The sequence below is a fragment of the Arthrobacter globiformis genome (assembly GCF_046536215.2).
GTDB lineage: Bacteria > Actinomycetota > Actinomycetes > Actinomycetales > Micrococcaceae > Arthrobacter > Arthrobacter globiformis_E.
In genome coordinates this window covers 1,320,231-1,345,785 of the sequence record NZ_CM143421.1, presented here as the reverse complement: position 1 = coordinate 1,345,785, position 25,555 = coordinate 1,320,231, and the positions used below count along the sequence as shown (strand labels likewise).

Genomic DNA, 25,555 nt, shown 5'->3' with positions numbered 1-25,555 from the left:
TCTTTATGGCTGATTATAAGAAATCAGCTCTAAATGATTGATTTGGGGATATAGGCCGGATACGGTTTAGTCATGTACGTTCTGACCATCGACCAGCGCGGCAGCACCAACGACGTGGACCGCGTGCCCGAGCTCCTCGAAGTCCTCGGCAGCCATCCTGCTGTCCGCTTCGAACGCTCCGTCGGCGACGAAGTGCAAGGGGTGCTGCAGGACCCGGCCCTCGTGGTCGACGTGGCCCTGCATGCACTGCGGAGCGGCCGCTGGTATGTGGGAATCGGCGTGGGCCAGGGAACCCTGCCGCCGGAGGCGAGCCCGCGCGAAGGATCCGGGCCGGCCTTCGTTGCCGCGCGCCGAGCGGTGGAGCGGGCCAAGTCGGCCGCGAGCCATGTCCCGGCGGCCGTGGTTGCGGGGAGCCGCGAGCGCGAAGCCGCCGCGGCGTGCGCCAACGCCGAGGCGGTACTGCGGCTGGTCGGAAGGCTGGTGCAGGACCGGACCGAGGCCCAATGGCGCGTAGTGGATGCCCTCCGCGCGAAGAGCGGGGCCGGCACCGAGCAGGGCCCCGGGCGTCACGGACTGCAGAAACGGGTCGCCGCGGAACTGGGAATCAGCGAACAGTCGGTGAGCCGGGCCGTCCTGCGGTCCGGCTGGCAGGAAGAATGGGCGGCAAGGCCGGCGGTGGAAACGCTGCTGGCCGCCGCCCACCGCCTCATCCTTGGGAACCTCATGCCGGAGAATCGCACCTCCGGAAACCAGGACGGCGACGACAACCGAGGAGAACTGTGAACGCTGTCTGGATCGCAGCAGCCCTGCTGACGGCCGGGTTCGTGGGCTGGCCTGTCACGGCGCTGGTTTTCCGCCTGGCCCGCACCATCGACGACAAAGCCGATGCCGCTGCAGGTGCTGGCCGGGACAGCGAAGACGACCCGGCGGCGGATGTGACGGTGGACAGTCCCGCCCCTGCTGGGAGCTGTGCTGGCAGCCCGGCCGCGGGGGACAGCGCCAATACGGTGAACGGCGACATCACGGTGGACGCCGGAAGCGCCGCGGCGGAACCCGGAGGCGAGGCGTCGGCCACACGGATCCTCCGGGGCGGGGCCATCATCGGAGTGCTCGAGCGGCTGGCTGTCTGCCTGGCCATCCTGGCCGGGCAGCCCGTGGCGATCGCCTATGTGGTGGCCATCAAGGGCCTGGGCCGGTTCGCGGAACTGAAGGAAACGCCCGTGGCTGCGGAGCGGTTCATCATCGGCACCCTGGCCTCCATGCTCTGGGCGGCGGGCGTTGCCGCATTCACGAAGGTCGTGCTCCTCGCCTAGCCCGGCCGCGGGATAGGGTATCTCTATGACTGTTTTTGCTGTTGAGTACGTATACGACGCCGAGTCCTCCGAAACGCGCGCGGCCACCCGCCCCGCCCACCGCGAATGGACTGCAGGACTGGCGCAGGACGGCACTCTTCTTGCCAGCGGACCCTACGGCGACGGCGCAGGCGCCCTGCTCATCTTCAAGGCGGCCGACGAGGCTGCACTCAACGAGCTCCTGCGGCAGGATCCTTTCGCTGCTGCGGGCGTGATTTCCGGCACCCGGACCACCGAATGGGCACCCGTGACCGGCCTCCTGGCTGAGCACGCAGCCTAGCCGCCCCGCACTACCGATTTTCGAATACAAGGAGTCCACGTGACCTCGGTCAGCCTGGGAATGCCATCCGCACCGCCGCCCGTCCTTGCCCCGCGCCGCAAGACGCGCCAGATCAAAGTGGGCTCCGTCGGCGTCGGTTCCGATTTCCCCATCAGCGTGCAGTCGATGACCACCACGCCCACCACCGACATCAACGCCACGCTGCAGCAGATCGCCGAGCTGACCGCGTCCGGCTGCGACATCGTGCGCGTCGCCTGCCCGTCGGCCGATGACGCCGAGGCGTTGCCGATCATCGCGCGGAAGTCCCAGATCCCGGTCATCGCGGACATCCACTTCCAGCCGAAGTATGTTTTCGCGGCCATCGAGGCGGGCTGCGCTGCTGTGCGCGTCAACCCGGGCAACATCCGCAAGTTCGACGACCAGGTCAAGGAGATCGCCGCGGCGGCCAAGGACCACGGCACGTCCATCCGCATCGGTGTGAACGCCGGATCGCTGGAGCCGGGCATCCTGAAGAAGTACGGCAAGGCCACCCCGGAGGCTTTGGTCGAATCGGCGGTCTGGGAAGCCTCCCTGTTCGAGGAGCACGGCTTCCACGACTTCAAGATCTCCGTCAAGCACAACGACCCCGTGGTCATGGTGGCAGCCTACGAAATGCTCGCCGAGAAGGGCGACTGGCCGCTGCACCTCGGCGTGACGGAGGCCGGCCCCGCCTTCCAGGGAACCATCAAGTCGGCAACAGCATTCGGTGCCCTCCTCTCGCGCGGCATCGGCGACACCATCCGCGTGTCCCTCTCCGCCCCTCCCGTCGAGGAGATCAAGGTGGGCAACCAGATCCTGCAGTCGCTGAACCTGCGCCCCCGCAAGCTCGAAATCGTCTCCTGCCCGTCGTGCGGGCGTGCCCAGGTGGACGTCTACACCCTCGCCGAGCAGGTCACCGCCGGACTCGAGGGCATGGAGATCCCGCTGCGCGTCGCCGTCATGGGCTGCGTCGTCAACGGCCCGGGTGAGGCACGGGAAGCTGACCTCGGCGTCGCCTCGGGCAACGGCAAGGGCCAGATATTTGTGAAGGGCGAGGTCATCAAGACTGTCCCCGAGAGCCAGATTGTTGAGACACTGATCGAAGAGGCCATGCGTATCGCGGAAGAGATGGGGGAGGCCGATGGCGAAGATGCTGTCAAGGGTAGCCCCGTGGTTAGCGTCTCATAAAGACGGCGCCGCGCCGGACGGTTCCACCGTCCGGGTACTGGGTGTTGCGGACACCCGTCAACTGCGCGAACTGGCAGAGACTGATCCCGTCGCGAATGTGTTCATCCTGGCGCACCTGGAGTCGACGGACTCCGCCGCGCCCACTCCGGGCGGCGCGAACGTCCTGGGCGTTTTCGACGACGACGTGCTGGTTGGCGCCTGCTGGGCAGGGGCCAACCTGGTCCCCGTGCAGCTCGCCCCCGAACTGGCCGGCCCGGTGGCTGCTGCGGCCCACCGCTCCGGGCGCCGGTATGCGTCGATCTTCGGGCCGGCCGCCACGGTCCTGGCCCTGCACCACCACCTGGAGGAGCTGGGCCACGTTGCCCACGAGGTGCGGCCCGCCCAACCGCTCATGACCATCACCGGGGCCCCGGCCGTGGAGCCGAACTGGGAGCTGGGATACGGGCAGTACGCAGATTTTGACGCCATCCTTCCCGCATGTGCGGCGATGTTCGAGGAAGAGGTTGGCTACTCGCCCTACCTCGGCGGCCGCGACTTCTACAGCCGCCGGGTGGCGGGTCTGATCCGCCAGGGCCACTCGCTGGTCCACCTGAAGGACGGCGAGGTCGTGTTCAAGGCCGAGCTCGGCGCCGTCACCGCCGAGGTGACCCAGGTGCAGGGCGTCTGGATGAATCCCAGCCACCGGGGACTCGGCCTGAGCGCCGGCTACATGGCGGCCGTGGTGCTGCTGGCCCAGAAAATGGCACCCGTCACCAGCCTGTACGTCAACGACTACAACTCCCGGGCGCGGGCCACTTACGAACGCGTCGGCTTCCAGCAAGTGGGGACCTTCGCTACAGTTCTCTTCTAGCGGGCGCCGCCGGCACATTCATTTATTGGGGGAACAACTTGAAATCAGCTCTGCAAATTTTTGCTGCCACAGCACTGCTCGCGGCCGGACTGTCCGCCTGCGGCAGCCCCGCGAACACTTCTGCCGCAGCGACGGCCACGGCATCTCCGTCCGCCACGTCCACTCCCGCCGCCGCGCTGAGCCCGAAAGCGACGCCGACACCCACCGCGGCGCCGATCAAAAAATACACGAGCGCCGAACTGACAGCCTTGGTGGGCCAGCTGCGCGACGCCGGCGGCAAGAAGCTGTCCGTGATGTCCAGCGCCGACCTTTCAGGAAGCGTTGAGCAGAGCAAGGGCATGATGGCGTCGGCAGCCGTGGAGCCTGCGGTATGCCGGGAACTCGCGGTCGCCGGGAGCGCGCCGTCGGTAGCGGGCGCGGCGGCCGCGATGGGTACCAGCGTCGACGCTGCGACCGGTGGCACTACGGCCATTGCGCTTACTTCGGGCTTGGATGCCGCGTTTCTGAAGAAGAGCTTTGCCCAGGCCGCGGAGCTGAAGAAGTGCGCGAACATGTCGATGACCGTGTCGGGCGTGCGGGTTTCCGTCACGGTCACCCAGCTCAGCGGCATCGGCTCCGTACCGGGAACTGTCGCCTACAGGACGGATACCGGACTGCCGGACGGCCGGACGCAGTCCATGGTCACCACGCAGGCAGTGAAGCGCGGAGTCCTGATCACCGTTCTTGCCATCGGTGGCGCAAGCGAGGCGGAAGCCAGCTCCAGGGCCGGAAAGCTCCTGGACTCGGCCGCAGCGCTGGTCAAGTAGCCGGTCCGGTCCGGCGGCCAAGACCGCGCCACCCGACACCGCCCAGCCAAACTGAATTTGTATCGGTGACGGCTATCACATAGGTTCTTTCTAACCGCGTTTTCGGACTCGGGTGGTCTCACGAGAATTAGCGGCATGACCGGCCGCGAAGCCACGCCACCACAGGGATGACCAGCCGGAAACGGCCAGGGGCTTCACCTGCGGGGCGTGGCTTTTCTGTTCAGCTGCCACAGGGCCCCGAAACCTGTACTGCTGTCCAGCCGGTAGATTAGTACCCAGACAATCAGCACTTCCCCCAGAAACGGACACCTACCCGTGGTTCTTCGACTCTCCAAGCTTTTCCTGCGCACCCTGCGTGAAGACCCCGCCGACGCCGAGGTGGCCAGCCACCGGCTGCTCGTGCGCGCGGGCTACATCCGCCGCGCCGCTCCGGGCATCTACACTTGGCTGCCGCTGGGACTGAGCGTGCTGCGCAAGGTGGAGCAGGTCATCCGCGAAGAGATGGCCGAGATCGGCGCCCAGGAAGTCCATTTCCCGGCGCTGCTCCCCAAGGAGCCCTACGAGGCGACCAACCGCTGGACCGAGTACGGCGAAGGGCTGTTCCGGCTGAAGGACCGCAAGGGCGGCGACTACCTGCTGGCCCCGACGCATGAGGAGATGTTCACTCTCCTGGTCAAGGACCTGTACTCCTCGTACAAGGACCTGCCGCTGAGCATCTACCAGATCCAGAACAAGTACCGCGACGAGGCACGTCCGCGCGCCGGCCTCCTCCGCGGCCGCGAATTCATCATGAAGGACTCCTACTCGTTCGACGTCGACGACGCCGGACTGGACGCCAGCTACGCGGCCCACCGGGCGGCGTACCTGAAGATCTTCGAGCGCCTGGGCCTGGAAGTCATCCCCGTGACGGCCACGGCCGGTGCCATGGGCGGGTCCCGGAGTGAGGAATTCCTGCACCCCACCGAGGTCGGAGAGGACACCTTCGTGCGCTCGGCCGGCGGCTACGCCGCCAACGTCGAAGCCGTAACCACCGTGGCGCCGGCCGAGATCGACTTCACCAACGCCCCGGCCGCGTTGATCCGGGATACCCCGAACACTCCCACGATCGACACGCTCGTGGCTGCCTCCAATGAGCTCGCGCCGCGCAGCGAGGCCGACGGCGGCCCCTGGACTGCCGCCGACACGCTTAAGAACGTCGTTCTCGCCGTCACCCTGCCCACCGGGGAGCGCCAGATCGTCGTCCTTGGTGTCCCGGGCGACCGGGGTGTCGACCTCAAGCGCGTCGAGGCCAACATCGGCGCCTACCTCCCGGTGGCCGGCGAGATCGCCGTGGAAGCAGCCGGCGAGGAGGACCTGGCCCGCAACCCGCTCATCGTGCGCGGATACCTCGGCCCGGGCATGTCCCTGAACGAACCCCTCCTTGGCCTGGAAGGCGCCGCCAAGCTCCTGTATCTGGTGGATCCGCGCGTCGTCAGCGGCACGGCCTGGATCACCGGCGCCAACATGGCGGGCAAGCACGTCTATGACCTCGTGGCCGGACGCGACTTCACCTGGGACGGCGTCATCGAGTGCACCGAAGTGCGCGCCGGTGACGAGGCCCCGGACGGCTCCGGTCCGCTCGAAATCGCCCGCGGCATCGAGATGGGCCACATCTTCGCGCTGGGCCGCAAGTACGCCGAGGCGCTGGAACTGAAGGTCCTGGACCAGAACGGCAAGCAGGTGGTGGTCACCATGGGTTCCTACGGCGTGGGCGTCACCCGTGCCGTGGCCGCCCTGGCGGAATCCAACCACGACGCCAAGGGCCTCGTCTGGCCCCGCTCCGTGGCTCCGGCCGATGTGCACGTCGTGGCCGTCGGCCGCGGCGAGGAGATCTTCGCCGCCGCTGAGCAGCTCGCCCTCGAGCTGGAAAGCGCCGGCCTGGAGGTCATCTACGACGACCGGCCCAAGGTTTCCCCCGGCGTCAAGTTCGGCGACGCCGAGCTTGTCGGCGTCCCCACCATCCTGGCCGTCGGCCGCGGACTGGCGGACGGCGTCGTCGAAATCAAGGACCGCCGCAGCGGCGAGGCGGAAAACGTGGCGGTGGACAAGGCCGTTGACTTCGTGGTCAACGCCGTCCGCAGCAACTGACGCCCGACCCGCTCAGTGGTTTCGGGGTTCGAATCGATCCAGCTTGCCACTATCGTCCTGATAGTGGTGGCTGGATTCTCCGCAGGCTGGGTGGACGCCGTCGTGGGGGGCGGCGGACTGCTGCAGCTTCCGGCGCTGCTGCTCGTGCCGGGGATCACCCCGGTACAGGCGCTGGCCACCAACAAGATGGGCTCCATCTTCGGCACCACCACCAGCGCCGTGACCTACTACGGACGCGTCCGGCCCGATCTGCGGACGGCACTGCCGATGGCAGTGATCGCGCTGGCCGGCAGCTTCGGCGGGGCCCTGCTGGCCACGCGGCTGCCGGCGGAGGTGTTCAAACCGATCATCGTGGTGGCCTTGGTGGCGGTCGCCCTGTTTACAGCCCTCAAGCCCGACGCCGGACACCTGACCGAGCTGAGGCATGAAGGCCATACGCACTACGTGGTGGCCTGCGCCATCGGCGCCGTGATCGGGTTCTACGACGGCCTGATCGGACCCGGCACCGGATCGTTCCTGGTGATCGCGCTGGTCTCGGCGATGGGGTACGCCTTCCTGGAGGCCAGCGCCAAGGCGAAAATCGTCAACATGGCGACGAACGCCGGGGCGCTCATATTCTTCCTCCCGCACGGCTCACTGCTCTGGGGAGTCGGCCTGCTGCTGGGCACGGCAAACATGGCCGGGGGCTACCTCGGCGCACGCACTGCCGTCAGGCAGGGGAGCAAGTTTGTGCGTGTGGTGTTCCTCGTGGTGGTTTTCGCCCTGATCGTGAAGCTTGCCTTCGACGTTTGGCAGGAGAACTTCGCGTGAGCCGGTTCGCGTGAGTGTGTCCTCGCGGGCAGTCCCGGGACGGCGTAGCATGCCTCTATGTCAGCCGGTGCGGAACCGTACCGGGATGCCTTGGCCGCAGCCGTCCGGCACGCCACGCGCTGGCTGGAAAGCCAGCCCGGCCGCCGGGTAGGTCCGCAGCAGACAGCCCGGGAACTTGCCCCAGCGTTCGACGGAGCGCTGCCACAGTCCGGCATGGCCCCGGCCGACGTGGTGGACTACCTGGCCCGCCATGCCGAGCCGGGCCTGATGGCCATGCCGTCCGGCCGCTTCTTCGGCTGGGTGATCGGCGGCACCCTCCCGGCCGCCATGGCGGCGGACTGGCTGGTCAGTTCCTGGGACCAGAACTCGGTACTCCGCTACGCCACACCCGCCATCGCCGCCATCGAGGATGCCGCCGGCCACTGGCTGCTGCAGCTGCTGGGTCTGCCGGAGGAGTCCGACGTCGGTTTTGTCACCGGGGCCACCATGGCCAACTTCACCGGACTCGCCGCCGCCCGGTGGCGGCTCCTGAAGGACGCGGGCTGGGACCTGGAACGCGACGGGCTCTTCGGCGCGCCCCGGATCCATTGCCTGGTGGGGCAGGAACGGCACGAGACCGTGGACCTCGCGCTGCGCTACCTGGGCATGGGCAGCCCCACAGTGGTTCCGGCCGACAGCCAGGGACGCATCGACGCCGCGGAGCTGGACTGTGCCCTGGACCGGATAGCCCTGGAGCATGCTTCCGCGCAGCGTTCGGCCGGCGCCCAAGCTGGCGGAGTCCAGGGGCCTGGCCGTGCGCTGGTGCTGGTGTGCCTGCAGGCCGGAAACCTTCACTCCGGAGCCTTCGACCCCTTCGCCGCGGCTGTTGCGGTGTCCAAAGCACACGGTGCCTGGGTGCATGTGGACGGGGCCTTCGGACTGTGGGCTGCGGCCGTTCCGGAACTCGCAGGGCTGACGGCGGGCGTGGAAGGCGCCGACTCCTGGGCCACCGATGCCCACAAGAGCCTCAACGTCCCCTACGACTGCGGCGTCGTCGCGGTTCGGGACGCGCAGGCGCTGCGCAGCGCCATGGGGCTGAACGCCAGCTACCTCCTCCAGGATGCCGACGGCTCCGGTGACCCCAGCCAGCGGGTGCCTGAGCTCTCCCGCAGGGCCAGGGGAGTGCCCGTCTGGGCAGCGCTGAAGTCCCTGGGCAGGGACGGCGTGGCCGAACAGATCGGCCGCCTGGCTTCCTCCGCCGCCCAGCTCGCTGAGAAGCTCACCGCCATTGACGGGGTGGAAGTGCTCAACGACGTCGGCTACACGCAGATCACGGTGGCTTTCGGGGACGACGCCACAACCCGGCGCGTGGCGGATCGGCTTATCGCCGACGGCAGGGTCTGGATGTCCGGGTCGCGCTGGCACGGCAGGGACGTGGTGCGGATATCCGTCAGCAACTGGACCACCGACGCCGACGACGTCGCCACCGCCGTTGAGGCGGTGCGGACGGCAGTCGAAGCGGTCCGCTAGCTACCGCCCGCACGTTCCTACCTACTGAACGTTCCTACCCACCGAACGTTTCCTACGGCGGGGAGGAACTCACGGCTTCCTCGCCCGGTTCGGGCAAGTCGTGGGCAGCCGGAAGCCCGTCCAGGGTCCGCCCGGCAAGGGTGCTGGCCACCCACAGCGAGCGCGCCATGTCGCCGCCGTGGCCCGGCCTCGAGGCGTAGTGCAGCGCGTTGTCCACTTCCCGGGCCAGGCTCCACTGCCGGGCCACCTCCGGGTCCAGCCCGGCCGCCGCGCTGAAGTCATGGCACCTCGCCAGCAGCCCGCCGGCCGGATCCGATGCCGGCAGGTCCGGGATCCGGTTCCAGAGCACGGGAGCCACGGCGAATTCGGCCTCCCCCACCATCGGCTGGGGGTCGATGGCGGCAAAGCCGTCGGCGGCGGCATTCACGTTTGCGGTGATCCCGGACCCGGGTCCGGGGGCGTCCAGCCTGGCCAGGATGTTGAGATAGTGGAAGTCCGTGTTCACCAGGACGTCCTCGGAGGATCGGCGGCCTACGGCGCCGCGCGTCTGGCAGACCTCGAGAGCGGCTTCCAGCAGCCACCGGGGAAAGGGACGCCCCAGCTGTTCCCATTCGGCGGGCAGGTCGTCGCTCCACTGTTCCGCCCTTGCGGCCACGTGCACGAATTCCTGCCACTGCGGCCGGCTGTCGGGCCGGAGGCTGAGTTGCCGCAGCAGGCTGCCCCACACTTCAATGGCGATGTCCATAGGCTCGGTCCGAAGCGACCTGCCCGCATCCAGGCGCTCGAGGAGCATGGAGCACGTTCCGGCGTCGGAGGCCAGCAACCTCACCGCGCCGTGGCCGTTCCAGAGCGCCAGCGCGTGGCGTTCCACCAGGGCTTCATCGTGCGGAAAGGCCACCTTCAGTGCGGCGGCCGATCCTGCTGCGCGGACCGGCACCACAACCCCGCCGTGTCCGCTCCACGGAAGCGCTCCGGGTTCAAGGTCAAGCTCAAGCTGCCACTGCTCAAGCCGGCCACGGATCATGTCCGGCAACGACGCCAGCCAGGCCCGGCCGGCGGAGCTGCGGGAATAGCGGCGAGTCAGGTCCGGGGGAATGGGAACGTCTGCTGGCGGGCTCACAGCTCCAGCGTAGTTGAGGACGCCTAACGGACCGGGTAGGTGGAACGGGACGCTTGGCATGGAGTTTTTGTCCAGATAATGGCCGCTGAAGGCCCTCGAAGTCGCGACAAATGGACAAAAACTCCTCGCCGATGGCTTGGGTGACACCTGCACGATGCCGCCGGCGCCCCCAGACGATGCTGCCGCCGGCCTTAGACGATGCCGCTCGCGCCCAGCAGGTTGCCGATGGTGAACGTCGCAGCCAGGGCAAGGCCGCCACCCACCACCACCCGTGCAGCCGCCCGGACCTTCGATCCGCCGCCGATCCACGCCCCGACAGCGCCCGTCACAGCCAGGGCCAGCAGAACGGCGCCAAAGGTCACGGCGACGCGAATGTTTTCCGGCGGCAGCAGGATGGCGAGCATCGGCAGCATGGCCCCCAGCGTGAAGGCGATGGCCGAGGCGAAGGCGGCATGCCAGGGGCTGACGATGTCCTGTTCGTCGATGTTGAGCTCGGCGGACAGGTGTGCGGCCAGGGCATCGTGCTCGGTGAGTTCCCGGGCGACGTTCCGGGCTGTTTCCTCGCTGAGGCCCTTGCTCCGGTAGATCGCTGCGAGCTCCAGAAGCTCCTCTTCCGGTTCCTCGGCAAGCTCGCGCCGTTCCTTCTCTATCATTGCCTTCTGGCTGTCGCTCTGGCTGCTGACGGAGACGTACTCGCCCAGGGCCATGGATACGGCACCGCCCACGAGTCCGGCGGCGCCGGCAGCGAGGATGGGGCCGTGCTCGCTGGTCGCACCGGCCACGCCCACCACAATCGCCGCTACCGACACGATGCCGTCGTTGGCTCCCAGGACACCTGCACGCAGCCAGTTCAGGCGGTGCACAATGTCGTTGCCGTGGGGTTCATTGGCGTGCTGCCCGTCAGGGGGCAACGCCGATTTGTCCGCTGAATCCATGGCTCCAGCAAACCACTTGGGGGCAGCTGCCTGCCAGTGCGATGTCGCCGGCCGAGCCTTGACACTCCGCCGAAGCGAACAGGGACCTTCAGCCGGAGGGGACAGCCCGCCCCGCGTTTAGGATGCGGGTGCTGCCGCGCCGCCGTCGGTCTGGCGCGCCGAGCCCGCCGGTTCCGGAAGCTTCGGCAGGAGCGCGGTGTCCAGGACAATGCCGGGTACGGGCCCCGGATCGGATCCCCAGCGCATTGTCCTCTGGGCCGCTGCAACGAGTGAGGAGACGGCCCACCGCCGGGTCTCACCGTCACTCAGGGCCACCAGGTCCCCGTAGACCGGGAGCGTACCGGCTTCCAGGCTGGCCAGCCCCGCAGCTGGTTTCTGCAGGAACGAGGTGCCCAGTGTGTAGCCCGGTTCACGGGGAGGAACTGACGCGCAGTGAACACGGGTGTACGTCTCTGCCTGGCCAACCAGGGTTTCGTGGGTGGCCAGCAGGGCGGCGGCCTGGTCCGCGGCAGACCCGTCAAGGCGCGTCAGGGCCACCTGGTAGCCGTAGACCGTCTCGACCTCTGTCCGGACCACCCGGCTGAGGGCGGCCGCCAGCGTGGCATTGCCAGCCGGGTCCGCCGTTTGGGCAGGCTGGCCACCGCTGCCGGACTGGGCGCCGTCCTGTGATCCGGTGCTGCTGCCCGAAGGGGTGGCCACGGAGCATGCCGTGGCCGCGTTGCGCTGCGTTGCCGCCGGCGCCTGCAGCGCAGGCGGCTGTGTCCCTGCAGCCTGTGCCAGCGTCGTCGCCTGAAGCAGTTGAGCGGTTCCTACCGCGGCGAGCAGGCGGGCCATCCCGCCGTCGGCCCTCTCGGCATTGGCGAGACGTGCCTTGCCGCTCTTGGACAGCGCGGCCACCAAGGCCGGCAGCGTGGCCGTGCCAGAGGGTGCTGCGCCTGATGATGCCGTGGCGGTGGGCCCTGTGGTTCCGGATTGCCCTGGGGTTCCCAACTGCCGGCCGGCCCCTGAACTTGCGCCGGCCCCTGAACCGGAAGTGGCGCCGCCGGGAAGAAGGAGCGCCCGCGCCTGCGTAGTCAGCAAAGTCACAGTGTGCGAAAACAGCTGGCGCCGGGCGCCGGACGATCCGTCCGCAAGCTGCTGGCTGGCCGTCCTCAGGTCCAGGGTTTCGGCGAGGGCGGCGGCGCGCGCCTGCTCGGAGAAGGGAGGCGCCGCCGGTGCCGGGGATTCGCGCGGAATCAGGGCAAAACCGAGACTCAGAACCAGGAATGCGGCGAGTGCCAGCAGACCGTACCGGAGATAGCTGGCCGGCGTTCTTTTTCGCCCGCTGTCGTCATTCACAACAGACCATGTTGTCACGGCCGGCGGGAAGTCCGTGCACCAAGGCGCCCGGAAAATCGCTACGCTAGTAGTCACAACATCATCTAACGGGAGGCGGCCGGCATCGTGAGCAATGCAGAAGCCACGACTTCATCAGACCGGACCGACGCGGGAAAGGCTGAACCCGCGGCTGTCCACAATCCCGAGGCTGAACGCCTCCGGGCGCTGCTGGAACCCGCAGTCCAGTCGCACCGGCTCTACCTGGAGGATGTTGCCATCCACATCGCAGGTTCCAACCGCGTGGTCCACGTCGTAGTGGATCTGCCGCAGGAAGAAACGGGCGGGGTGAGCCTTGACGTCATCGCCGACATCTCCAAGGAACTCTCCGACATCCTGGACAACGACCCCGGCACCGACACCCGGCCCTACGACCTTGAGGTTTCATCGCCAGGCGTTGGGCGGCCGCTGACCGAGCCCCGGCACTGGCACCGTGCCCGCGGCCGCATGGTCAACGTCAACGTGATCCAGGGCGAGAACGTCACGGGCAGGATCAGCTCCGTCGACGACGCCGGCGTGACCATCGTCCCCGAAATCGCCGTGAAAAAGGGCATGAAGCCCAGGCAGGGCGACCCCGTAAAACTTCCTTTCGACAAGATCCGCAGCGGAAAAGTCGAAATTGAGTTCAGCCGCCTCGACGAGGCCGGTCTGGAAACTGAGCACAATGGACCTTCTGAGGAGGCCTGATGGATATTGACATGAGCGCGCTGAGACTCCTGGAGCGTGAGCGCGAAATCCCGCTGGATCTCCTCATCCCCACGATCGAGCAGGCACTGCTCGTCGCCTACCACAAGTCACCGGGCGCCTTCGAGAAGGCCCGGGCGGAGCTGGACCGCAAGAGCGGCCACGTGACCATCTGGGCCACGGAAATCGACGATGACGGCGCACCCATCGGCGAGTTCGAGCACACGCCCGCCGGGTTCGGCCGCATCGCCGCCAGCACCGCCCGGCAGATCATCCTGCAGCGGCTGCGCGACGTTGAGGACGACAACGTCCTGGGCGAATTCAAGGGCCGCGAGGGTGAACTTGTTGCCGGGTTGATCCAGCAGGGCAACAACCCGCACATGATCCAGGTCAACCTGGGCACCGTGGAAGCCCTGCTTCCGCCGCCCGAGCAGGTGCCGGGGGAGAAGTACATCCACGGGAACCGGCTGCGCGCGTACGTGATTGACGTGCACCGCGGCACCAAGGGCCCGTCCATCACCCTGTCGCGTTCGCACCCGGGCCTGGTTCGGAAGCTTTTCGAACTGGAGGTCCCGGAAATCGCCGACCGCTCCGTGGAGATCGTCGCCCTGGCCCGCGAGGCCGGGCACCGCACCAAGATCGCGGTCAAGGCGAACACCCCGGGCATCAACGCCAAGGGTGCGTGCATCGGTGAAATGGGCTCGCGCGTGCGGGCGGTCATGACCGAACTGAACGACGAAAAGATCGACATCGTTGACTTCAGCGAGGATCCGGCCACCTTCATCGCCAGCGCACTGTCGCCGTCGCGCGTGAATTCAGTCACCATCACCGACGAGGCCACCCGTTCGGCCCGCGTCGTGGTGCCGGACTACCAACTCTCCCTTGCCATCGGCAAGGAGGGGCAGAACGCCCGCCTGGCCGCCAAGCTGACGGGGTGGCGGATCGATATCGTCTCCGACGCTGCCGCTCCGCGCGGTTAGAAGCACCGGCCGGACGGCGGAATAACGGTCCGGCACAGGCCCTTGGCTTGACCGGTCTGCCCGCCCCCGCGGCGGGCAGTTTCGGTTTCTGGTTTCGGGTATGGGCCCCGTAAGGGGCTAGAATAGAACTTGGCCGCGCCTAGCGGCCGGCATCAGCGTGTTCGTGCGCCCAGACCTGTCGAAAGCAGGCCTGCCGAAAGGCAGTGGCGGGCGGCCGGGCACGCAGATAGGTACAGGCAGGAAGATACTCGGCAGTGGCACACGTGCAACAACTCGGGAATCAGCCGCAGCGTACCTGCATCGGATGCCGGAAAAAGGGGCCGCGGTCAGAGTTGCTCCGGCTCGTCTCCGACACCGGCGGTTCGTCCGCCGTCGTGGTGGATGAACGACGCCGGATGGCTGGCCGGGGTGCATGGCTGCACCCCAGCGAAGCGTGCCTGGCCCTGGCGGTCAAGCGGCGAGCCTTCGGAAGGGCCCTTAACGGGTCAACCGGAACCGCCGCCGTCGAACGCCGGATAACGGCAGGAGCGCACGCTGCGGATGTCCCGGCGTCTGCAGTACCAACCGTCCAACCTGAAAGCGGGTCAGAAATCTGATGGAAACCCGATGAGTTCCCAGCGATGAGTGCGTAACGATGACAACTTTGTTGCGCTCTGCAATGGGCCTTTCAGCTGTAACAGCAGCGGGGGCCCGCAGTAAGAAGTAGACGGTTCGTGCCTGGCTCGGTGCGGACCGAGACAGGAGAAATGTGGCCAAGGTCCGCGTACATGAGCTTGCAAAAGAGCTCGGTATTACTTCCAAAGATGCAGTAACCAAACTGCAGGAACTGGGCGAATTTGTTCGCTCCGCCTCTTCCACCATTGAGGCCCCCGTGGTGCGGAAACTTCGCAACGCGTTCCCGGCTGCCGCCGCTTCGAAGTCCGAAGCCCCCGCAGCCGCCCCCAAGTCCCCGGCCAAGCCGGCGGAATCCCGTCCCGCGCCGGCTCCCGGTCCTGCTGCTCCCAAGGCCGCGGCACCTGCTCCGGCTCCCGCACCTGCACCGGCCCCTAAGGCCGAGGCGCCCGCAGCTCCGGCTGCTCCCGCGGCCCCGGCGGCTCCGGCTGCCGCAACGCCTGCTGCGCCTTCCACTGGTGCCAAGCCGGGTGCCCGCCCCGCGCCCAAGGCCGAGACTCCGTCACGTCCGGGCGGCGCTCCGCGTCCCGGTGGCCCCCGCCCCGGCAACAACCCCTTCGCCACGTCCCAGGGTATGCCCCGCGGCCGTGGAGGAGACGGCGAACGTCCGCCGCGCCCGGGCAACAACCCGTTTGCAACTTCCCAGGGCATGCCCCGTCCCGGCGGTGGCCGCACTGACGGCGAGCGTCCCGGTGGCCCGCGTCCGGCAGCCGGTGCTGGCGGACCCCGCCCCGGTGCTCCGCGTCCCGGCGCTACGCCCGGCCCGCGTCCTGCGGCCGGTGCAGGTGGCCCCCGTCCCGGCGGTCCGCGTCCGGGTGCCGGCGGAAACCGGCCCACGCCCGGCATGATGCCTAACCGCACCGAGCGTCCCGCACCTGCAGGTGCCGGCCGTCCCGGTGGCGGCGGACGCGGTCCCGGCCGCCCCGGCGCTCCCGGAACCGGCGGCCCCGGTGGCGGCGGCGGTGCTCCGGCCGGCGGTGGCTTCGGCAAGGGTGGCCGCGGTCGCGGTGGTACCCAGGGTGCGTTCGGCAAGGGCGGCGCAGGCCGCGGCAAGCAGCGCAAGTCGAAGCGCGCAAAGCGCCAGGAACTTGAGCAGATGAGCGCACCGTCGCTGGGTGGCGTGAGCGTACCCCGCGGCGACGGCAACACTGTTATCCGGCTCCGCCGTGGCTCGTCCATCACGGACTTCGCTGACAAGATCGAGGCGAACCCCGCCGCACTGGTTACCGTGCTCTTCCACCTCGGTGAAATGGCAACGGCAACCCAGTCGCTGGACGAGGACACCTTTGCGCTCCTCGGCGAGGAACTCGGCTACAAGCTGCAGGTCGTTTCGCCCGAGGATGAAGAGCGCGAACTGCTGAGCACGTTTGATATCGACGTCGAAGCTGAACTCGAGGCCGAAGGCGACGAAGAGCTCGAGGCACGTCCTCCGGTAGTCACCGTCATGGGTCACGTTGACCACGGCAAGACCCGCCTGCTGGATGCCATCCGTAACTCTGACGTCGTTGCCGGCGAGCACGGCGGCATCACGCAGCACATCGGTGCCTACCAGATCAGCCACGAACACGAGGGTGCGCTGCGCGACATCACCTTCATCGATACCCCGGGCCACGAGGCGTTCACCGCCATGCGTGCCCGTGGTGCGAAGGTCACGGACATCGCCATCCTGGTTGTGGCAGCGGACGACGGCGTGATGCCCCAGACCGTTGAAGCACTCAACCACGCCCAGGCGGCCAACGTGCCGATCGTCGTGGCCGTGAACAAGATCGACAAGGAAGGCGCGAACCCGGACAAGGTCAAGGGCCAGCTCACCGAGTACGGCCTGGTTCCCGAAGAATACGGTGGCGACACCATGTTCGTTGAGGTCTCTGCCCGCCAGAACCTGAACATCGACGAGCTGATCGACGCCGTGCTGCTGACCGCCGACGCAGCGCTCGACCTGCGGGCCAACCCGGACAAGGCCGCTCGAGGCATCGCCATCGAAGCGAACCTGGACAAGGGCCGCGGTTCCGTGGCCACTGTCTTGGTGCAGTCCGGTACCCTCGCGGTCGGCGACACGATCGTGGCCGGTACGGCCCACGGCCGCGTCCGCGCCATGTTCGACGAGGACGGCGAGGCCCTTGACGTGGCACTGCCGTCCCGCCCGGTCCAGGTCCTCGGCCTGTCCAACGTGCCTCGCGCCGGTGACACCTTCCTGGTGACCGCCGACGAGCGTACTGCCCGCCAGATCGCCGAGAAGCGTGAAGCCGCTGAGCGCAACGCCCAGCTCGCCAAGCGCCGCAAGCGCATCAGCCTGGAAGACTTCGACCAGGCCGTCGCCGAAGGCAAGATCGACACCCTCAACCTCATCCTCAAGGGTGACGTCTCCGGTGCCGTGGAAGCCCTCGAAGACGCGCTGCTCAAGATCGACGTCGGCGAAGGCGTTCAGCTCCGCGTCATCCACCGCGGTGTTGGTGCGATCACGCAGAATGACGTCAACCTGGCAACGGTCGACAGCGCCGTCATCATCGGCTTCAACGTCAAGCCTGCCGAGCGCGTCGCCGAACTGGCCGACCGCGAAGGCGTGGACATGCGCTTCTACTCCGTCATCTACGCAGCAATCGATGACATCGAGCTGGCCCTCAAGGGCATGCTCAAGCCGGAGTACGAAGAGGTCCAGCTGGGCACGGCCGAGGTCCGCGAAGTGTTCCGTTCCTCCAAGTTCGGCAACATCGCAGGTTCCATCGTTCGCACCGGTACCATCCGACGCAACACGAAGGCCCGCATCACCCGCGGCGGCAAGCTCATTGGCGACAACCTCACGGTGGAGACGCTCAAGCGCTTCAAGGACGACGTCACCGAGGTCCGTACGGACTTCGAGTGCGGTATCGGCCTTGGCTCGTACAACGACATCACCGAGGGCGACATCATCGAGACCTTCGAGATGCGCGAGAAGCCGCGCGTCTAGTCGGTTTACCGGGTGGGGCCGTTGGAATCTTTCCGGCGGCCCCACCTTTTCCGCCGCAGAGGGGGCCCCGCCCCTACGCTGGGTGGCCTACGTCTTACGACGTCGGCCACCCGGCTCCGGCAGCGGAGCTGGCCTTCCCAACACTCGCAAGCTCGCGTCGGGTCCCTAGGCCATCTCCTTAGATGCCACTCCTGGGCCCCTCCGCGGCTCCAAAGGGCCGCCGGAAAGATTCCAACGGCGTCCGTCAGTAGGCTCGCCTTAGGTGCGTGGCATTTACCAAACCTGTGTACGTAAGCGTGATGGCGCCGTCGTACCCCCAATCTTTCTAGGAGTAAAAATGGCTGATCCGGCACGCGCTGCCAAGATGGCGCAGCGGATTAAGGTTGTTGTTGCTGAGGCTTTGGGCCGGAAGGTGAAGGATCCCCGGCTTGAGGGGATTACTGTCACGGATGCCCGTGTGACCAATGACCTGCAGCATGCCACCGTCTACTACACCGTGTTCGGCGACCAGGCCGTGCAGGCTGATGCTGCCAAGGGGCTGGAGAAGGCCAAGGGCGTGCTTCGGCAGGAAGTGGGCCGGAACATCACTGCCCGGCTGACTCCCACGCTCGAGTTCGTGGCGGACCAGATCCCCGTGAACGCGTCCAACCTCGAAGAACTGCTCCGCACCGCGAAGCAGCGCGACGCCGAGGTAGCCGAACTGGCTAAGAACGCCAAGCACGCGGGCGAGGCAGACCCGTACAAGAGCGACGCCCAGCCGGACGTGGACATCGACGAAGACGACTTCGACGAAGAGGACCTCGACCTGGCGGACGACGAGGCAATCGACGAGGACCGGAACCGCTAAGCGTTCCGGGTTCTTTACAGCTCAGTTCTGCGGAGCCCCTGCCGCCAGGCACTGTAAGGGTGCGGCCGGATCTATGCGATCCGGCCGCACCTTTACTTTCATGTGTCCCTATTTCCCGGTTCCTACTTTTCGCTAGTCATCCAGCGGAGCCTTCACCACGTGGCCGTCCGGTGCCGCATTCGGTGCTGGCAGCGAGTTGACCGTGGCGTAGATGGTTTCACCCCTGATGTCCACGTCGGCCGTGAGCATTCCCGGAAGCACCACCGTCTGCTTGCCTGAGTGGGCCGACAGCCTCAGCACGCCCTCACCGAACAGCGACGCGACGTACACGTGCCCGTCGTCGTCCATGTCCAGGCCGGTGGGTGACATCACGTCGTCGGCGAACAGCTTCACGTGGCCATTGTGGGGATTGATCTTGTAGACCGCTCCGCGGGCACCAAGCGCGGGGTCCTCCGGGCCGCCGGGCAGCACGGAGACGTACAGCCAGCCGTCCGGTCCGCGCTTGACGTCCGTGGGCACTGGCTCGAAGCGGTAGGTCTGGCCGGCGATGCAGCCCGGAAGTTTGAGGGCCGCCGCCTCCTTGGCGGTGAACGTGTGCGGCCGGGCGGGCAGCACGGCAACGGTTTCGGCCTCGCCTGACTCCACGTCGACCGACACGATGGCGTTGGCTCCGGCGTCGGCGACGTAGATGGTGTCGCCGTAAACATCGATTCCATAGGGATGCGAATCGATCTGGCCCTTGTAGGAGATCGGCACGTCCTTCGGGAGTTTCGCAGCGCAGGCGGCGGGCAGATCCTTGAAGCCGTAGCTGGTGCCGCCGTCGGCGTTGTGTTTCATCTCCAGGGCGGCAAGGTCGCCGAACGTCCGCTGCTTGCCGTCGGCGTCAATGCTCCTGATGTGTCCGGCCAACGGCCTTGGATCCATCGGGCCCGCGCCCTGGCTCTCGGCCACGTAAATGGTGTGGCCGCGGCGGTCGCTGCCGGCCACGTCCCAGGCCTCGTTCCGGTAGACCACCGATTTGCTGCCGTCCCGGGCGACTTTCGTCAGCTGCCCCTTGAATTCCTCGCTGACCAGAACTGAACCGTGCGGTCCGTCGCTGAGGTGGAGCGGGCTCAGCAGGCCCTTGGCAAGCACCGTGGGTGCCGACTGGGCCGCAGCGGCCTTGCTTGCCGGGGCCGCGTGGCCAGCCGGGGACGCCGACAAGAGGAGCGAGGCAGCCGCGACAGCCGCCCAAAGTGCTCGTTGCTTTTCCATACCGTCTCCAATGTCTTTGTTGCGCATCCAGAACATTGAGACCGATATTGGTCCGAAAAACGGGTCCCCCGACGCGCGTAATTCTAAGCCCGGCTTTCGGCGCCTGTCGATGGGCCGAAACTTTGCCGGAGCCTGCCAAAGAGTTTTCGGTAAGCCCGCGGATGGGGCTATTAGTGTCAGACCCCCTGATCAGACTGGCTCCATGGAAGCCATTGGGGGATTCACCGCGGACCGGGCCTTAGGACCCGGTGCCGGTGGCTTGGCTTCCGTTCCCGGGGACGACGGCGGTGGCCAGCTGAGTGGCGGGGTGCCCGAGGGCGTGCCTGACGCCAGGTCTATTAATGTCAGACCCCCTGATCAGACTGGTTCCATGGAAGCCATTGGGGGATTCACCGAACATCTGGCCTTAGGGCGGGGTGCCGGTGGGTTGGCCGGTGCCGGTGGGTTGGTTTCTGAGCCGGTTTCGGTTGGTGCCAACGCCCTTCAAAGCGTGCCTGCCGGGGCGGTCACCCGTATCCACGTGGGGGACGCGGTTGATCAGGCCCTGGTTTTGCTGGAACAGGACGCGATCACTGCCGAGGACACCGCGTTGTGGGGTTTCCGGCAGTCCGCTGACTTCGCCGGCCGGGTGGAGCAGCTCTCCCGAAGGGTGGAGCGCCTGCAGGTGCTCGCCGCCGGGGCGGTGGACCGGTCCCGCACCGCCACGCTCACGGCCGCGGCATCACCCCTGGTCCCGGTCGCGGATGCCGAGCCCGCCCCGGGGAATGACGGGTCGCGGAACAGTGTCGAGTTCCTCCGGGACAGGCTGCGGATCAGTTCCGCCGAAGCCCGACGCCGGATCGGACTGGCCGACTCGGTCCTGCCCAGGGCCGGGTTCGGCGGGCAACAGCTCCCGCCCCGGTACGAAGAACTCGCCACCGCGGTCGACACCGCCCAGATCAGTTCCCGCGCCGCGACCACCATCACCCTGGCCCTGGACCGGGCCCGGCACTTCACCACCCCGGACCACACCGCCGCGATGGAACACGACCTGACCCTGGCCGCGATCGAGAACGACGCCGACTTCCTCACCCGCGTCGCCCGGCACTGGGCCGAGGCCATCGACCAGGACGGCACCGAACCCTCCGAAGCAGCCCTCCGGCAAATCCAGGGCGCCTTCATCCGCCGCCCCAAACACGGCCTGCAGCACCTGGAAATCTTCGCCACGCCCGAACAGTTCGAAACCATCACCACCGTCATGAACACCGCCACCAACCCCCGCACCCCACCACCGGCCGACCGCCACGAAGCGGACGGGAACGGCATCAACGGAGCGGGTGGCGGCGGCATGGGCCGTGACGGGACCAGTTCCGCCGGGACAGGGGCCGGTGAACCGGCCGGCCACGCTGGCTGGGACACCGCCGACCCGCCCGAAATCTCCCTGGACCACCGCTCACAGGGTCAGAAACGGCTCGACGGGCTCGTCGGCGCACTGCAAACAGTACTCACCACCGACACCCTGCCCGCCAACGGCGGACACCGGCCCCAGATCCTGGTCACCATCAACTACCGCGACCTCCTCACCGACCTCCAACACCGGCAAGACGCCCAATCGGCCCAAAACCCACCATGGGCTTCAGAGGCCCAACGGGCCCAACACCAGCAGCACGGCCACGACGCTCAGGGTTCGCAGCCGACCTCCATCAGCCCGACCAACAACAGCCGGACCAACTTCCACCGGGCCAACGCCAGCCGGGCCAACGGCGGCACCGCCCTGTTCGCGTTCAGCGGGCCGGTGAACCCGGCCACGATCCGCAAAATCGCCTGCGACGCCGACATCATCCCCATCGTCCTCGGCAGCCAGGGCCGGATCCTGGACATCGGCCGCACCACCCGCATCTTCCCGCCCCACACCCGCAAAGCCATCACCGCCCGCGACCAAGGCTGCGCCTTCCCCGGCTGCACCATCCCCGCCGCCTGGTGCGAAGCCCACCACATCACCTACTGGTCCCGCGGCGGACCCACCAGCACCGGCAACGGCGTCCTGCTCTGCAGCCACCACCACCACCTCATCCACAAAGAACACTGGACCATCGAAGTCACCAACCAGGTCCCCTGGTTCAAACCCCCACCTGAACTCGACCCCCACCGAAAACCCCGCCGCAACAACTACTTCCACTCACCACCCCAACACGAATGAATGGCACGTGGCTGTCCCGCTTCGCCATCCGGCTGGCTATGATCAGACCATGCGCGCCCACCCAACAGCTGCAGACGTGACCGAATACCTGACGGAGGCTGTGGCCTTGGCACAGCGGAACGTCGCGGCCGGCGGCGGGCCCTTCGGCGCGCTGGTGGTGACGGCCGACGGCACCGTCCACGAAGGGGTCAACCGCGTCACGCGGGACAACGACCCCACCGCCCACGCCGAGGTGGTGGCCATCCGGACTGCCGCTGCGGAGACCCGGAACTTCGACCTCAGTGGCGCCGTCCTGTACGCCAGCTGCGAGCCCTGCCCGTTGTGCCTCGCCGCTGCACTGTGGGCGCGGATCGACCGGGTGTACTTCGCCGCCGACAGGCACGGCGCGGCCGCCGCGGGATTCGACGACGCGCTTTTCTATGAATACTTCGGTGGCGCCCGGCCGGAACTGCTGCCGGTCAGCCACACCCCGGTTCCGACATCGGAGGAACCGTTTGATGCCTGGCGGAACAGCGCCGAACGCACCGACTACTGAAGCTCGCTACCCAGCGGGTCTGCGCGGGAGCCTGCCGACGCCCTCGACCAGTTCGCTTTGGTCGCCGCACAAGGCGATCCGGATCCAGCCCTCGCCGATGGAGCCAAAGGCGGTCCCGGGCGCAAAGGAGACGCCGGCTTCGGCGAGGAACTGCTTCACCCAGGCCCGGACGTTTCCGCCGCTCACGTGCGAGACGTCCGCCCAAAGGTAGAACGCACCCTGCGCGCTGAGGAAGGGAATGCCCTTCTCTGCCAGGACCGCCGACGCCGCGTCGCGGTTGGCGCGGTAATGCGCGTGGGCCTGCGACACGTAGTCCTGCGGTCCGGTCAAAGCGGCGAGCGCCGCATATTGGGACGGTGACGCCACGCAGGAAACGATCGCCTCCATGACGTTGTTCATTCGCTGCTCCAGCCCGGGCGGGCAGATCAGCGCGCCAATACGCAGACCGGTGAGCCCATAGGTCTTGGACAGCGTCAGCGACGTGAACACGCGCGCCTCGCCCGGGGCGGTGCTGTCGAACCGGGCGGGACTCACGTGCGGGACGTCGTACGTGAAGGCCTCGTAGCATTCGTCCGAGATGATCCACAGATCGTGGCGGCGGGCCAGGTCCACCAGTTCCCGGGTCAGGTCCTCCCGGAGCACCGCTCCCAAAGGGTTTGACGGCGAGTTGAGCATCAGCACGCGCGTCCGGTCCGTGATGAGCGCTTCGACGTCTGCGATCCGAGGCTGGAAATCGTGCGCGGGGTACAACGGATACTCCACTGGGACGGCATGGAGGAGCCGGCTCGTCATGGCAAACGTGGGATAGCCCGGATTGGGAATCAGGATTTCGTCGCCGGGTGCGAGCAGCAGGCTCATCGCGAAGTGCAGGCCTTGCTGGGCGCCGTCGACCACGTATACGCGGTCCGCCCCGATGTCCACCCCGGACTGTTCCCGGAACCTGGCTGAGAAAGCTTCCCGGAGCGGCGGGAGGCCGGCGTTCGGAGTGTAGTTGGTCTCGTCACGGTCCAGGCACGCGATTCCGGCATCCAGGACATGGCGGGGGAGCGGGAACCCGGGCTCCCCGATGCTCAGGATCAGCGCCCCGGGCGTGCGCCACGCCGCCTCGGTGATTTCGCGAATCTGGTTGACGGGTACGTCGCGTATGTGCGCGGAAAGCTCGGGCATGAGTGCCATCCTAGCGTCGGGCCCGGATGTGTCACCGCCGGGCGGGCCGCGTCCCCAATGCCCCGGCCGCGTGCCCGATATACTGATAGGCGTGCTTTCTGGACTGGTAATAGTGGACAAGCCGCAGGGATGGACCAGCCACGATGTGGTTGGACGGATGCGGCGGATCGCCGGTACCCGGAAAGTGGGCCACGCGGGAACGCTGGATCCCATGGCCACCGGCGTGCTGGTGCTCGGCATCAACAAGGCCACGCGGCTCCTCACGTACATCGTGGGTACGTCCAAGACCTACACGGCAACCATCCGGCTGGGCGAGTCCACCATCACCGACGACGCCGAGGGCGAAGTGGTCAGCCGGACCAGCGCCGATTCCCTGACCGAGAACGCCATCCGCTCCGGCGTGGAGTCCCTCACCGGGGAGATCCAGCAGGTGCCCAGCAGCGTCAGCGCCATCAAGGTCAACGGTGAACGCTCCTACGCCCGCGTCCGTTCCGGGGAAGAGGTAAAGCTGGCCGCCCGGCCCGTCACCATCCACCGCTTCGACATCCACGGAATCCGCCGGGATCAGGCCGCCGGACAGGGCACGGACGTCGTGGACGTCGACGTGACGGTGGAATGCTCCTCGGGCACCTACATCCGCGCTCTCGCCCGGGACCTCGGCAATTCCCTCGGCGTCGGCGGTCATCTGACCGCGCTGCGGCGGACCAACGTGGGTCCCTACTCTCTGGACCAGGCGCGCACCCTCGAAGAGCTCGCCGACGACCTCGAAATCCTGGAAATGTCGCAGGCTGCCAGGGCGCTCATGCCCAACCGGGAACTGAGCGCCGACGAAACTACCGAGATTTCGTTCGGCCGGCGGATTGCAGCCGGAACCGCGGCGGGCACACCGGGCGCCGCCACGGCGGAAAAGCCTGCTGCCGCGTTCGCGCCGGACGGCTCGCTTGTGGCGCTGCTCGCGGACAGCGGAAGCTTCGCCAAACCCGTGCTGGTCTTCGCCCCGGGAACGGGACCCGGCAGTTCCGGCACCTCCTACAGTTCCGGCGCAGACGCCGGCATTGCGAACAGTTCCCATGCCGACGGCGGCGGGCAGGCCTAGCGTTGGACGCGTATTTCTACATCATCCTGGCTGTCGGCCTGTTGTCCACGCTCGTCTGTGTGGCGGCCGGCATCATGAAGAAGGCCCCGAACGACATCACCATCCTCTCGGTGGCCGCCGTCGAACTGGCCCTGCTGATCTACCTCGTGGGCTCGATCGTGCGGGTCATCGCGGGGGAGCAGATCGCCGGGGAGGCGTGGGAGTTCTGGGGCTACCTCGCCACCGCCCTCCTGCTGCCCGTCGCCGCCGTGTACTGGTCCATCCTGGAACGGACCCGGTGGAGCAACTTCGTCCTGGCTGCCGTCGGAGTTACTGCCCTCGTCATGGCCGCCCGCATGAATCAGATCTGGTACTGAAGTGGAAGAAGCACGTAAGTTGACTGATACGTCCGAACACACCGGCAAGCGTCCCGCCGATACGAGGAACACCGGCCCCGGCCGTCTCCTGATAGCCGTTTACGCCATCTTTGCGATCTCGGCCACCGCACGGGCCGGCTACCAGATCCTCACCAAGTTCTCCGAGGCACCGCTGGCCTACCTGCTTTCCGCCTTCGCCGCCGTCGTCTATGTCGTGGCCACGGTGTCGCTGGCCAAGGCCGGCCGCACCTGGTTCAAGGTTTCCCTGGTCGCCGTCCTGGTGGAACTGGTCGGCGTCATTATCGTGGGGGCGCTGAGCCTGTTCGATCCCGTGCAGTTCCCGCACGAAACCGTGTGGTCCGCTTTTGGCCGCGGCTACGCCTTTGTTCCGCTGATTCTTCCGATCCTGGGCCTCATCTGGCTCTACCGACGGCGGCCGTCAGCCCGGGCGGTCTAGGAACCTCTTCGG

24 protein-coding genes are annotated in these 25,555 nt (G+C 67.4%); 19 read left to right on the top strand and 5 right to left on the bottom strand.

The window, feature by feature from the left end; all coding sequences use genetic code 11:
* Window positions 1–72 precede the first annotated feature (72 nt).
* The 9 genes from R5O87_RS06080 (at window position 73) to R5O87_RS06040 (ending at window position 8,940) form a co-directional block, all read left to right on the top strand.
* Window positions 73–783, top strand: coding sequence for a MarR family transcriptional regulator (locus tag R5O87_RS06080; RefSeq protein ID WP_410558328.1), 711 nt, complete (start codon window positions 73–75; stop codon window positions 781–783).
* On the top strand, window positions 780–1,313 hold the full coding sequence (locus tag R5O87_RS06075) for a hypothetical protein (protein ID WP_410558327.1): 534 nt from the start codon (window positions 780–782) through the stop codon (window positions 1,311–1,313). Before R5O87_RS06080 ends, R5O87_RS06075 begins: the two co-directional genes overlap by 4 nt.
* Window positions 1,314–1,338: 25 nt before the next feature.
* Window positions 1,339–1,632: a YciI family protein gene (locus R5O87_RS06070; protein ID WP_354261805.1), complete on the top strand. Its 294-nt coding sequence runs from the start codon at window positions 1,339–1,341 to the stop codon at window positions 1,630–1,632.
* A gap of 39 nt (window positions 1,633–1,671) precedes the next feature.
* The gene (ispG, locus tag R5O87_RS06065; RefSeq protein ID WP_331573793.1) at window positions 1,672–2,838 is read left to right on the top strand and encodes a flavodoxin-dependent (E)-4-hydroxy-3-methylbut-2-enyl-diphosphate synthase; all 1,167 of its coding nucleotides are present in this window, start codon (window positions 1,672–1,674) and stop codon (window positions 2,836–2,838) included.
* Window positions 2,801–3,688 (top strand): GNAT family N-acetyltransferase, encoded by an 888-nt coding sequence (locus tag R5O87_RS06060; RefSeq protein WP_410558346.1) that lies wholly within the window; start codon window positions 2,801–2,803, stop codon window positions 3,686–3,688. The genes ispG and R5O87_RS06060 overlap by 38 nt, the downstream gene beginning before the upstream one ends.
* A 38-nt stretch (window positions 3,689–3,726) precedes the next feature.
* Complete coding sequence (locus tag R5O87_RS06055; RefSeq protein ID WP_410558325.1) at window positions 3,727–4,494, top strand: hypothetical protein; 768 nt, start codon at window positions 3,727–3,729, stop codon at window positions 4,492–4,494.
* Window positions 4,495–4,809: 315 nt separating this feature from the next.
* A complete protein-coding gene (locus R5O87_RS06050) occupies window positions 4,810–6,621 on the top strand; it encodes a proline--tRNA ligase (RefSeq protein WP_410558324.1) in 1,812 nt (603 codons plus the stop codon).
* A 15-nt stretch (window positions 6,622–6,636) separates the two neighbouring features.
* On the top strand, window positions 6,637–7,431 hold the full coding sequence (locus R5O87_RS06045; RefSeq protein ID WP_410558323.1) for a sulfite exporter TauE/SafE family protein: 795 nt from the start codon (window positions 6,637–6,639) through the stop codon (window positions 7,429–7,431).
* A gap of 57 nt (window positions 7,432–7,488) precedes the next feature.
* A complete protein-coding gene (locus tag R5O87_RS06040; protein ID WP_410558322.1) occupies window positions 7,489–8,940 on the top strand; it encodes a pyridoxal phosphate-dependent decarboxylase family protein in 1,452 nt (483 codons plus the stop codon).
* A gap of 52 nt (window positions 8,941–8,992) precedes the next feature.
* Here the strand turns inward: R5O87_RS06040 and R5O87_RS06035 are convergent, their stop codons facing one another.
* The 3 genes from R5O87_RS06035 to R5O87_RS06025 all read right to left on the bottom strand — a co-directional run bounded on the left by R5O87_RS06035 (window position 8,993) and on the right by R5O87_RS06025 (window position 12,333).
* The gene (locus tag R5O87_RS06035) at window positions 8,993–10,060 is read right to left on the bottom strand and encodes an aminoglycoside phosphotransferase family protein (protein ID WP_410558320.1); all 1,068 of its coding nucleotides are present in this window, start codon (window positions 10,058–10,060) and stop codon (window positions 8,993–8,995) included.
* A 191-nt stretch (window positions 10,061–10,251) separates the two neighbouring features.
* Entirely contained in the window at window positions 10,252–10,995 is a 744-nt protein-coding gene (locus tag R5O87_RS06030) for a VIT1/CCC1 transporter family protein (protein ID WP_410558319.1), read from the bottom strand.
* A 117-nt stretch (window positions 10,996–11,112) separates the two neighbouring features.
* Entirely contained in the window at window positions 11,113–12,333 is a 1,221-nt protein-coding gene (locus R5O87_RS06025) for a DUF4439 domain-containing protein (RefSeq protein ID WP_410558318.1), read from the bottom strand.
* Window positions 12,334–12,438: 105 nt separating this feature from the next.
* Here R5O87_RS06025 and rimP point away from each other — a divergent pair, with 105 nt between their 5' ends.
* From rimP to rbfA, 5 genes are all read left to right on the top strand, one after another.
* On the top strand, window positions 12,439–13,056 hold the full coding sequence (gene rimP, locus R5O87_RS06020; RefSeq protein ID WP_410558317.1) for a ribosome maturation factor RimP: 618 nt from the start codon (window positions 12,439–12,441) through the stop codon (window positions 13,054–13,056).
* The gene (nusA, locus tag R5O87_RS06015; RefSeq protein WP_076798160.1) at window positions 13,056–14,033 is read left to right on the top strand and encodes a transcription termination factor NusA; all 978 of its coding nucleotides are present in this window, start codon (window positions 13,056–13,058) and stop codon (window positions 14,031–14,033) included. Before rimP ends, nusA begins: the two co-directional genes overlap by 1 nt.
* Before the next feature lie 254 nt (window positions 14,034–14,287).
* Window positions 14,288–14,629 (top strand): YlxR family protein, encoded by a 342-nt coding sequence (locus tag R5O87_RS06010; RefSeq protein ID WP_102970850.1) that lies wholly within the window; start codon window positions 14,288–14,290, stop codon window positions 14,627–14,629.
* Window positions 14,630–14,781: 152 nt separating this feature from the next.
* Window positions 14,782–17,652: a translation initiation factor IF-2 gene (infB, locus tag R5O87_RS06005; RefSeq protein WP_410558316.1), complete on the top strand. Its 2,871-nt coding sequence runs from the start codon at window positions 14,782–14,784 to the stop codon at window positions 17,650–17,652.
* A 337-nt stretch (window positions 17,653–17,989) separates the two neighbouring features.
* Window positions 17,990–18,499 (top strand): 30S ribosome-binding factor RbfA, encoded by a 510-nt coding sequence (rbfA, locus tag R5O87_RS06000; RefSeq protein WP_410558315.1) that lies wholly within the window; start codon window positions 17,990–17,992, stop codon window positions 18,497–18,499.
* A gap of 132 nt (window positions 18,500–18,631) precedes the next feature.
* Here the strand turns inward: rbfA and R5O87_RS05995 are convergent, their stop codons facing one another.
* Window positions 18,632–19,753 carry a ScyD/ScyE family protein gene (locus R5O87_RS05995; RefSeq protein ID WP_410558314.1) on the bottom strand — a complete coding sequence of 374 codons (1,122 nt, stop codon included), beginning with the start codon at window positions 19,751–19,753 and terminating at the stop codon, window positions 18,632–18,634.
* Between the two features lie 370 nt (window positions 19,754–20,123).
* Between R5O87_RS05995 and R5O87_RS05990 the strand changes: the two genes are divergently transcribed.
* Both R5O87_RS05990 and R5O87_RS05985 read left to right on the top strand, forming a co-directional pair.
* A complete protein-coding gene (locus tag R5O87_RS05990) occupies window positions 20,124–21,932 on the top strand; it encodes an HNH endonuclease (protein ID WP_462836395.1) in 1,809 nt (602 codons plus the stop codon).
* Between the two features lie 49 nt (window positions 21,933–21,981).
* Window positions 21,982–22,467, top strand: coding sequence for a nucleoside deaminase (locus tag R5O87_RS05985; protein WP_410558150.1), 486 nt, complete (start codon window positions 21,982–21,984; stop codon window positions 22,465–22,467).
* Between the two features lie 6 nt (window positions 22,468–22,473).
* Here R5O87_RS05985 and R5O87_RS05980 read toward each other — a convergent pair whose 3' ends face one another.
* Complete coding sequence (locus R5O87_RS05980) at window positions 22,474–23,634, bottom strand: pyridoxal phosphate-dependent aminotransferase (RefSeq protein ID WP_410558148.1); 1,161 nt, start codon at window positions 23,632–23,634, stop codon at window positions 22,474–22,476.
* A 91-nt stretch (window positions 23,635–23,725) separates the two neighbouring features.
* Here R5O87_RS05980 and truB point away from each other — a divergent pair, with 91 nt between their 5' ends.
* Genes truB through R5O87_RS05965 form a run of 3 tightly spaced genes read left to right on the top strand, consistent with a single transcriptional unit; the run spans window position 23,726 to window position 25,543 of the window.
* Window positions 23,726–24,730 carry a tRNA pseudouridine(55) synthase TruB gene (gene truB, locus R5O87_RS05975; protein ID WP_410558147.1) on the top strand — a complete coding sequence of 335 codons (1,005 nt, stop codon included), beginning with the start codon at window positions 23,726–23,728 and terminating at the stop codon, window positions 24,728–24,730.
* Window positions 24,731–24,732: 2 nt separating this feature from the next.
* Window positions 24,733–25,086, top strand: coding sequence for a hypothetical protein (locus tag R5O87_RS05970; RefSeq protein ID WP_410558145.1), 354 nt, complete (start codon window positions 24,733–24,735; stop codon window positions 25,084–25,086).
* Between the two features lie 19 nt (window positions 25,087–25,105).
* Complete coding sequence (locus R5O87_RS05965; RefSeq protein ID WP_410558144.1) at window positions 25,106–25,543, top strand: hypothetical protein; 438 nt, start codon at window positions 25,106–25,108, stop codon at window positions 25,541–25,543.
* Window positions 25,544–25,555 lie beyond the last annotated feature (12 nt).

Coding starts and splice junctions, on each gene's coding strand:
- R5O87_RS06080 (WP_410558328.1), top strand. CDS start 73: ATGTACGTTCTGACCATCGACCAGCGCGGCAGCACCAACGACGTGGAC.
- R5O87_RS06070 (WP_354261805.1), top strand. CDS start 1,339: ATGACTGTTTTTGCTGTTGAGTACGTATACGACGCCGAGTCCTCCGAA.
- R5O87_RS06060 (WP_410558346.1), top strand. CDS start 2,801: ATGCTGTCAAGGGTAGCCCCGTGGTTAGCGTCTCATAAAGACGGCGCC.
- R5O87_RS06040 (WP_410558322.1), top strand. CDS start 7,489: ATGTCAGCCGGTGCGGAACCGTACCGGGATGCCTTGGCCGCAGCCGTC.
- R5O87_RS06030 (WP_410558319.1), bottom strand. CDS start 10,995: ATGGATTCAGCGGACAAATCGGCGTTGCCCCCTGACGGGCAGCACGCC.
- nusA (WP_076798160.1), top strand. CDS start 13,056: ATGGATATTGACATGAGCGCGCTGAGACTCCTGGAGCGTGAGCGCGAA.
- rbfA (WP_410558315.1), top strand. CDS start 17,990: ATGGCTGATCCGGCACGCGCTGCCAAGATGGCGCAGCGGATTAAGGTT.
- R5O87_RS05995 (WP_410558314.1), bottom strand. CDS start 19,753: ATGGAAAAGCAACGAGCACTTTGGGCGGCTGTCGCGGCTGCCTCGCTC.
- R5O87_RS05990 (WP_462836395.1), top strand. CDS start 20,124: ATGGAAGCCATTGGGGGATTCACCGAACATCTGGCCTTAGGGCGGGGT.
- R5O87_RS05985 (WP_410558150.1), top strand. CDS start 21,982: ATGCGCGCCCACCCAACAGCTGCAGACGTGACCGAATACCTGACGGAG.
- R5O87_RS05980 (WP_410558148.1), bottom strand. CDS start 23,634: ATGCCCGAGCTTTCCGCGCACATACGCGACGTACCCGTCAACCAGATT.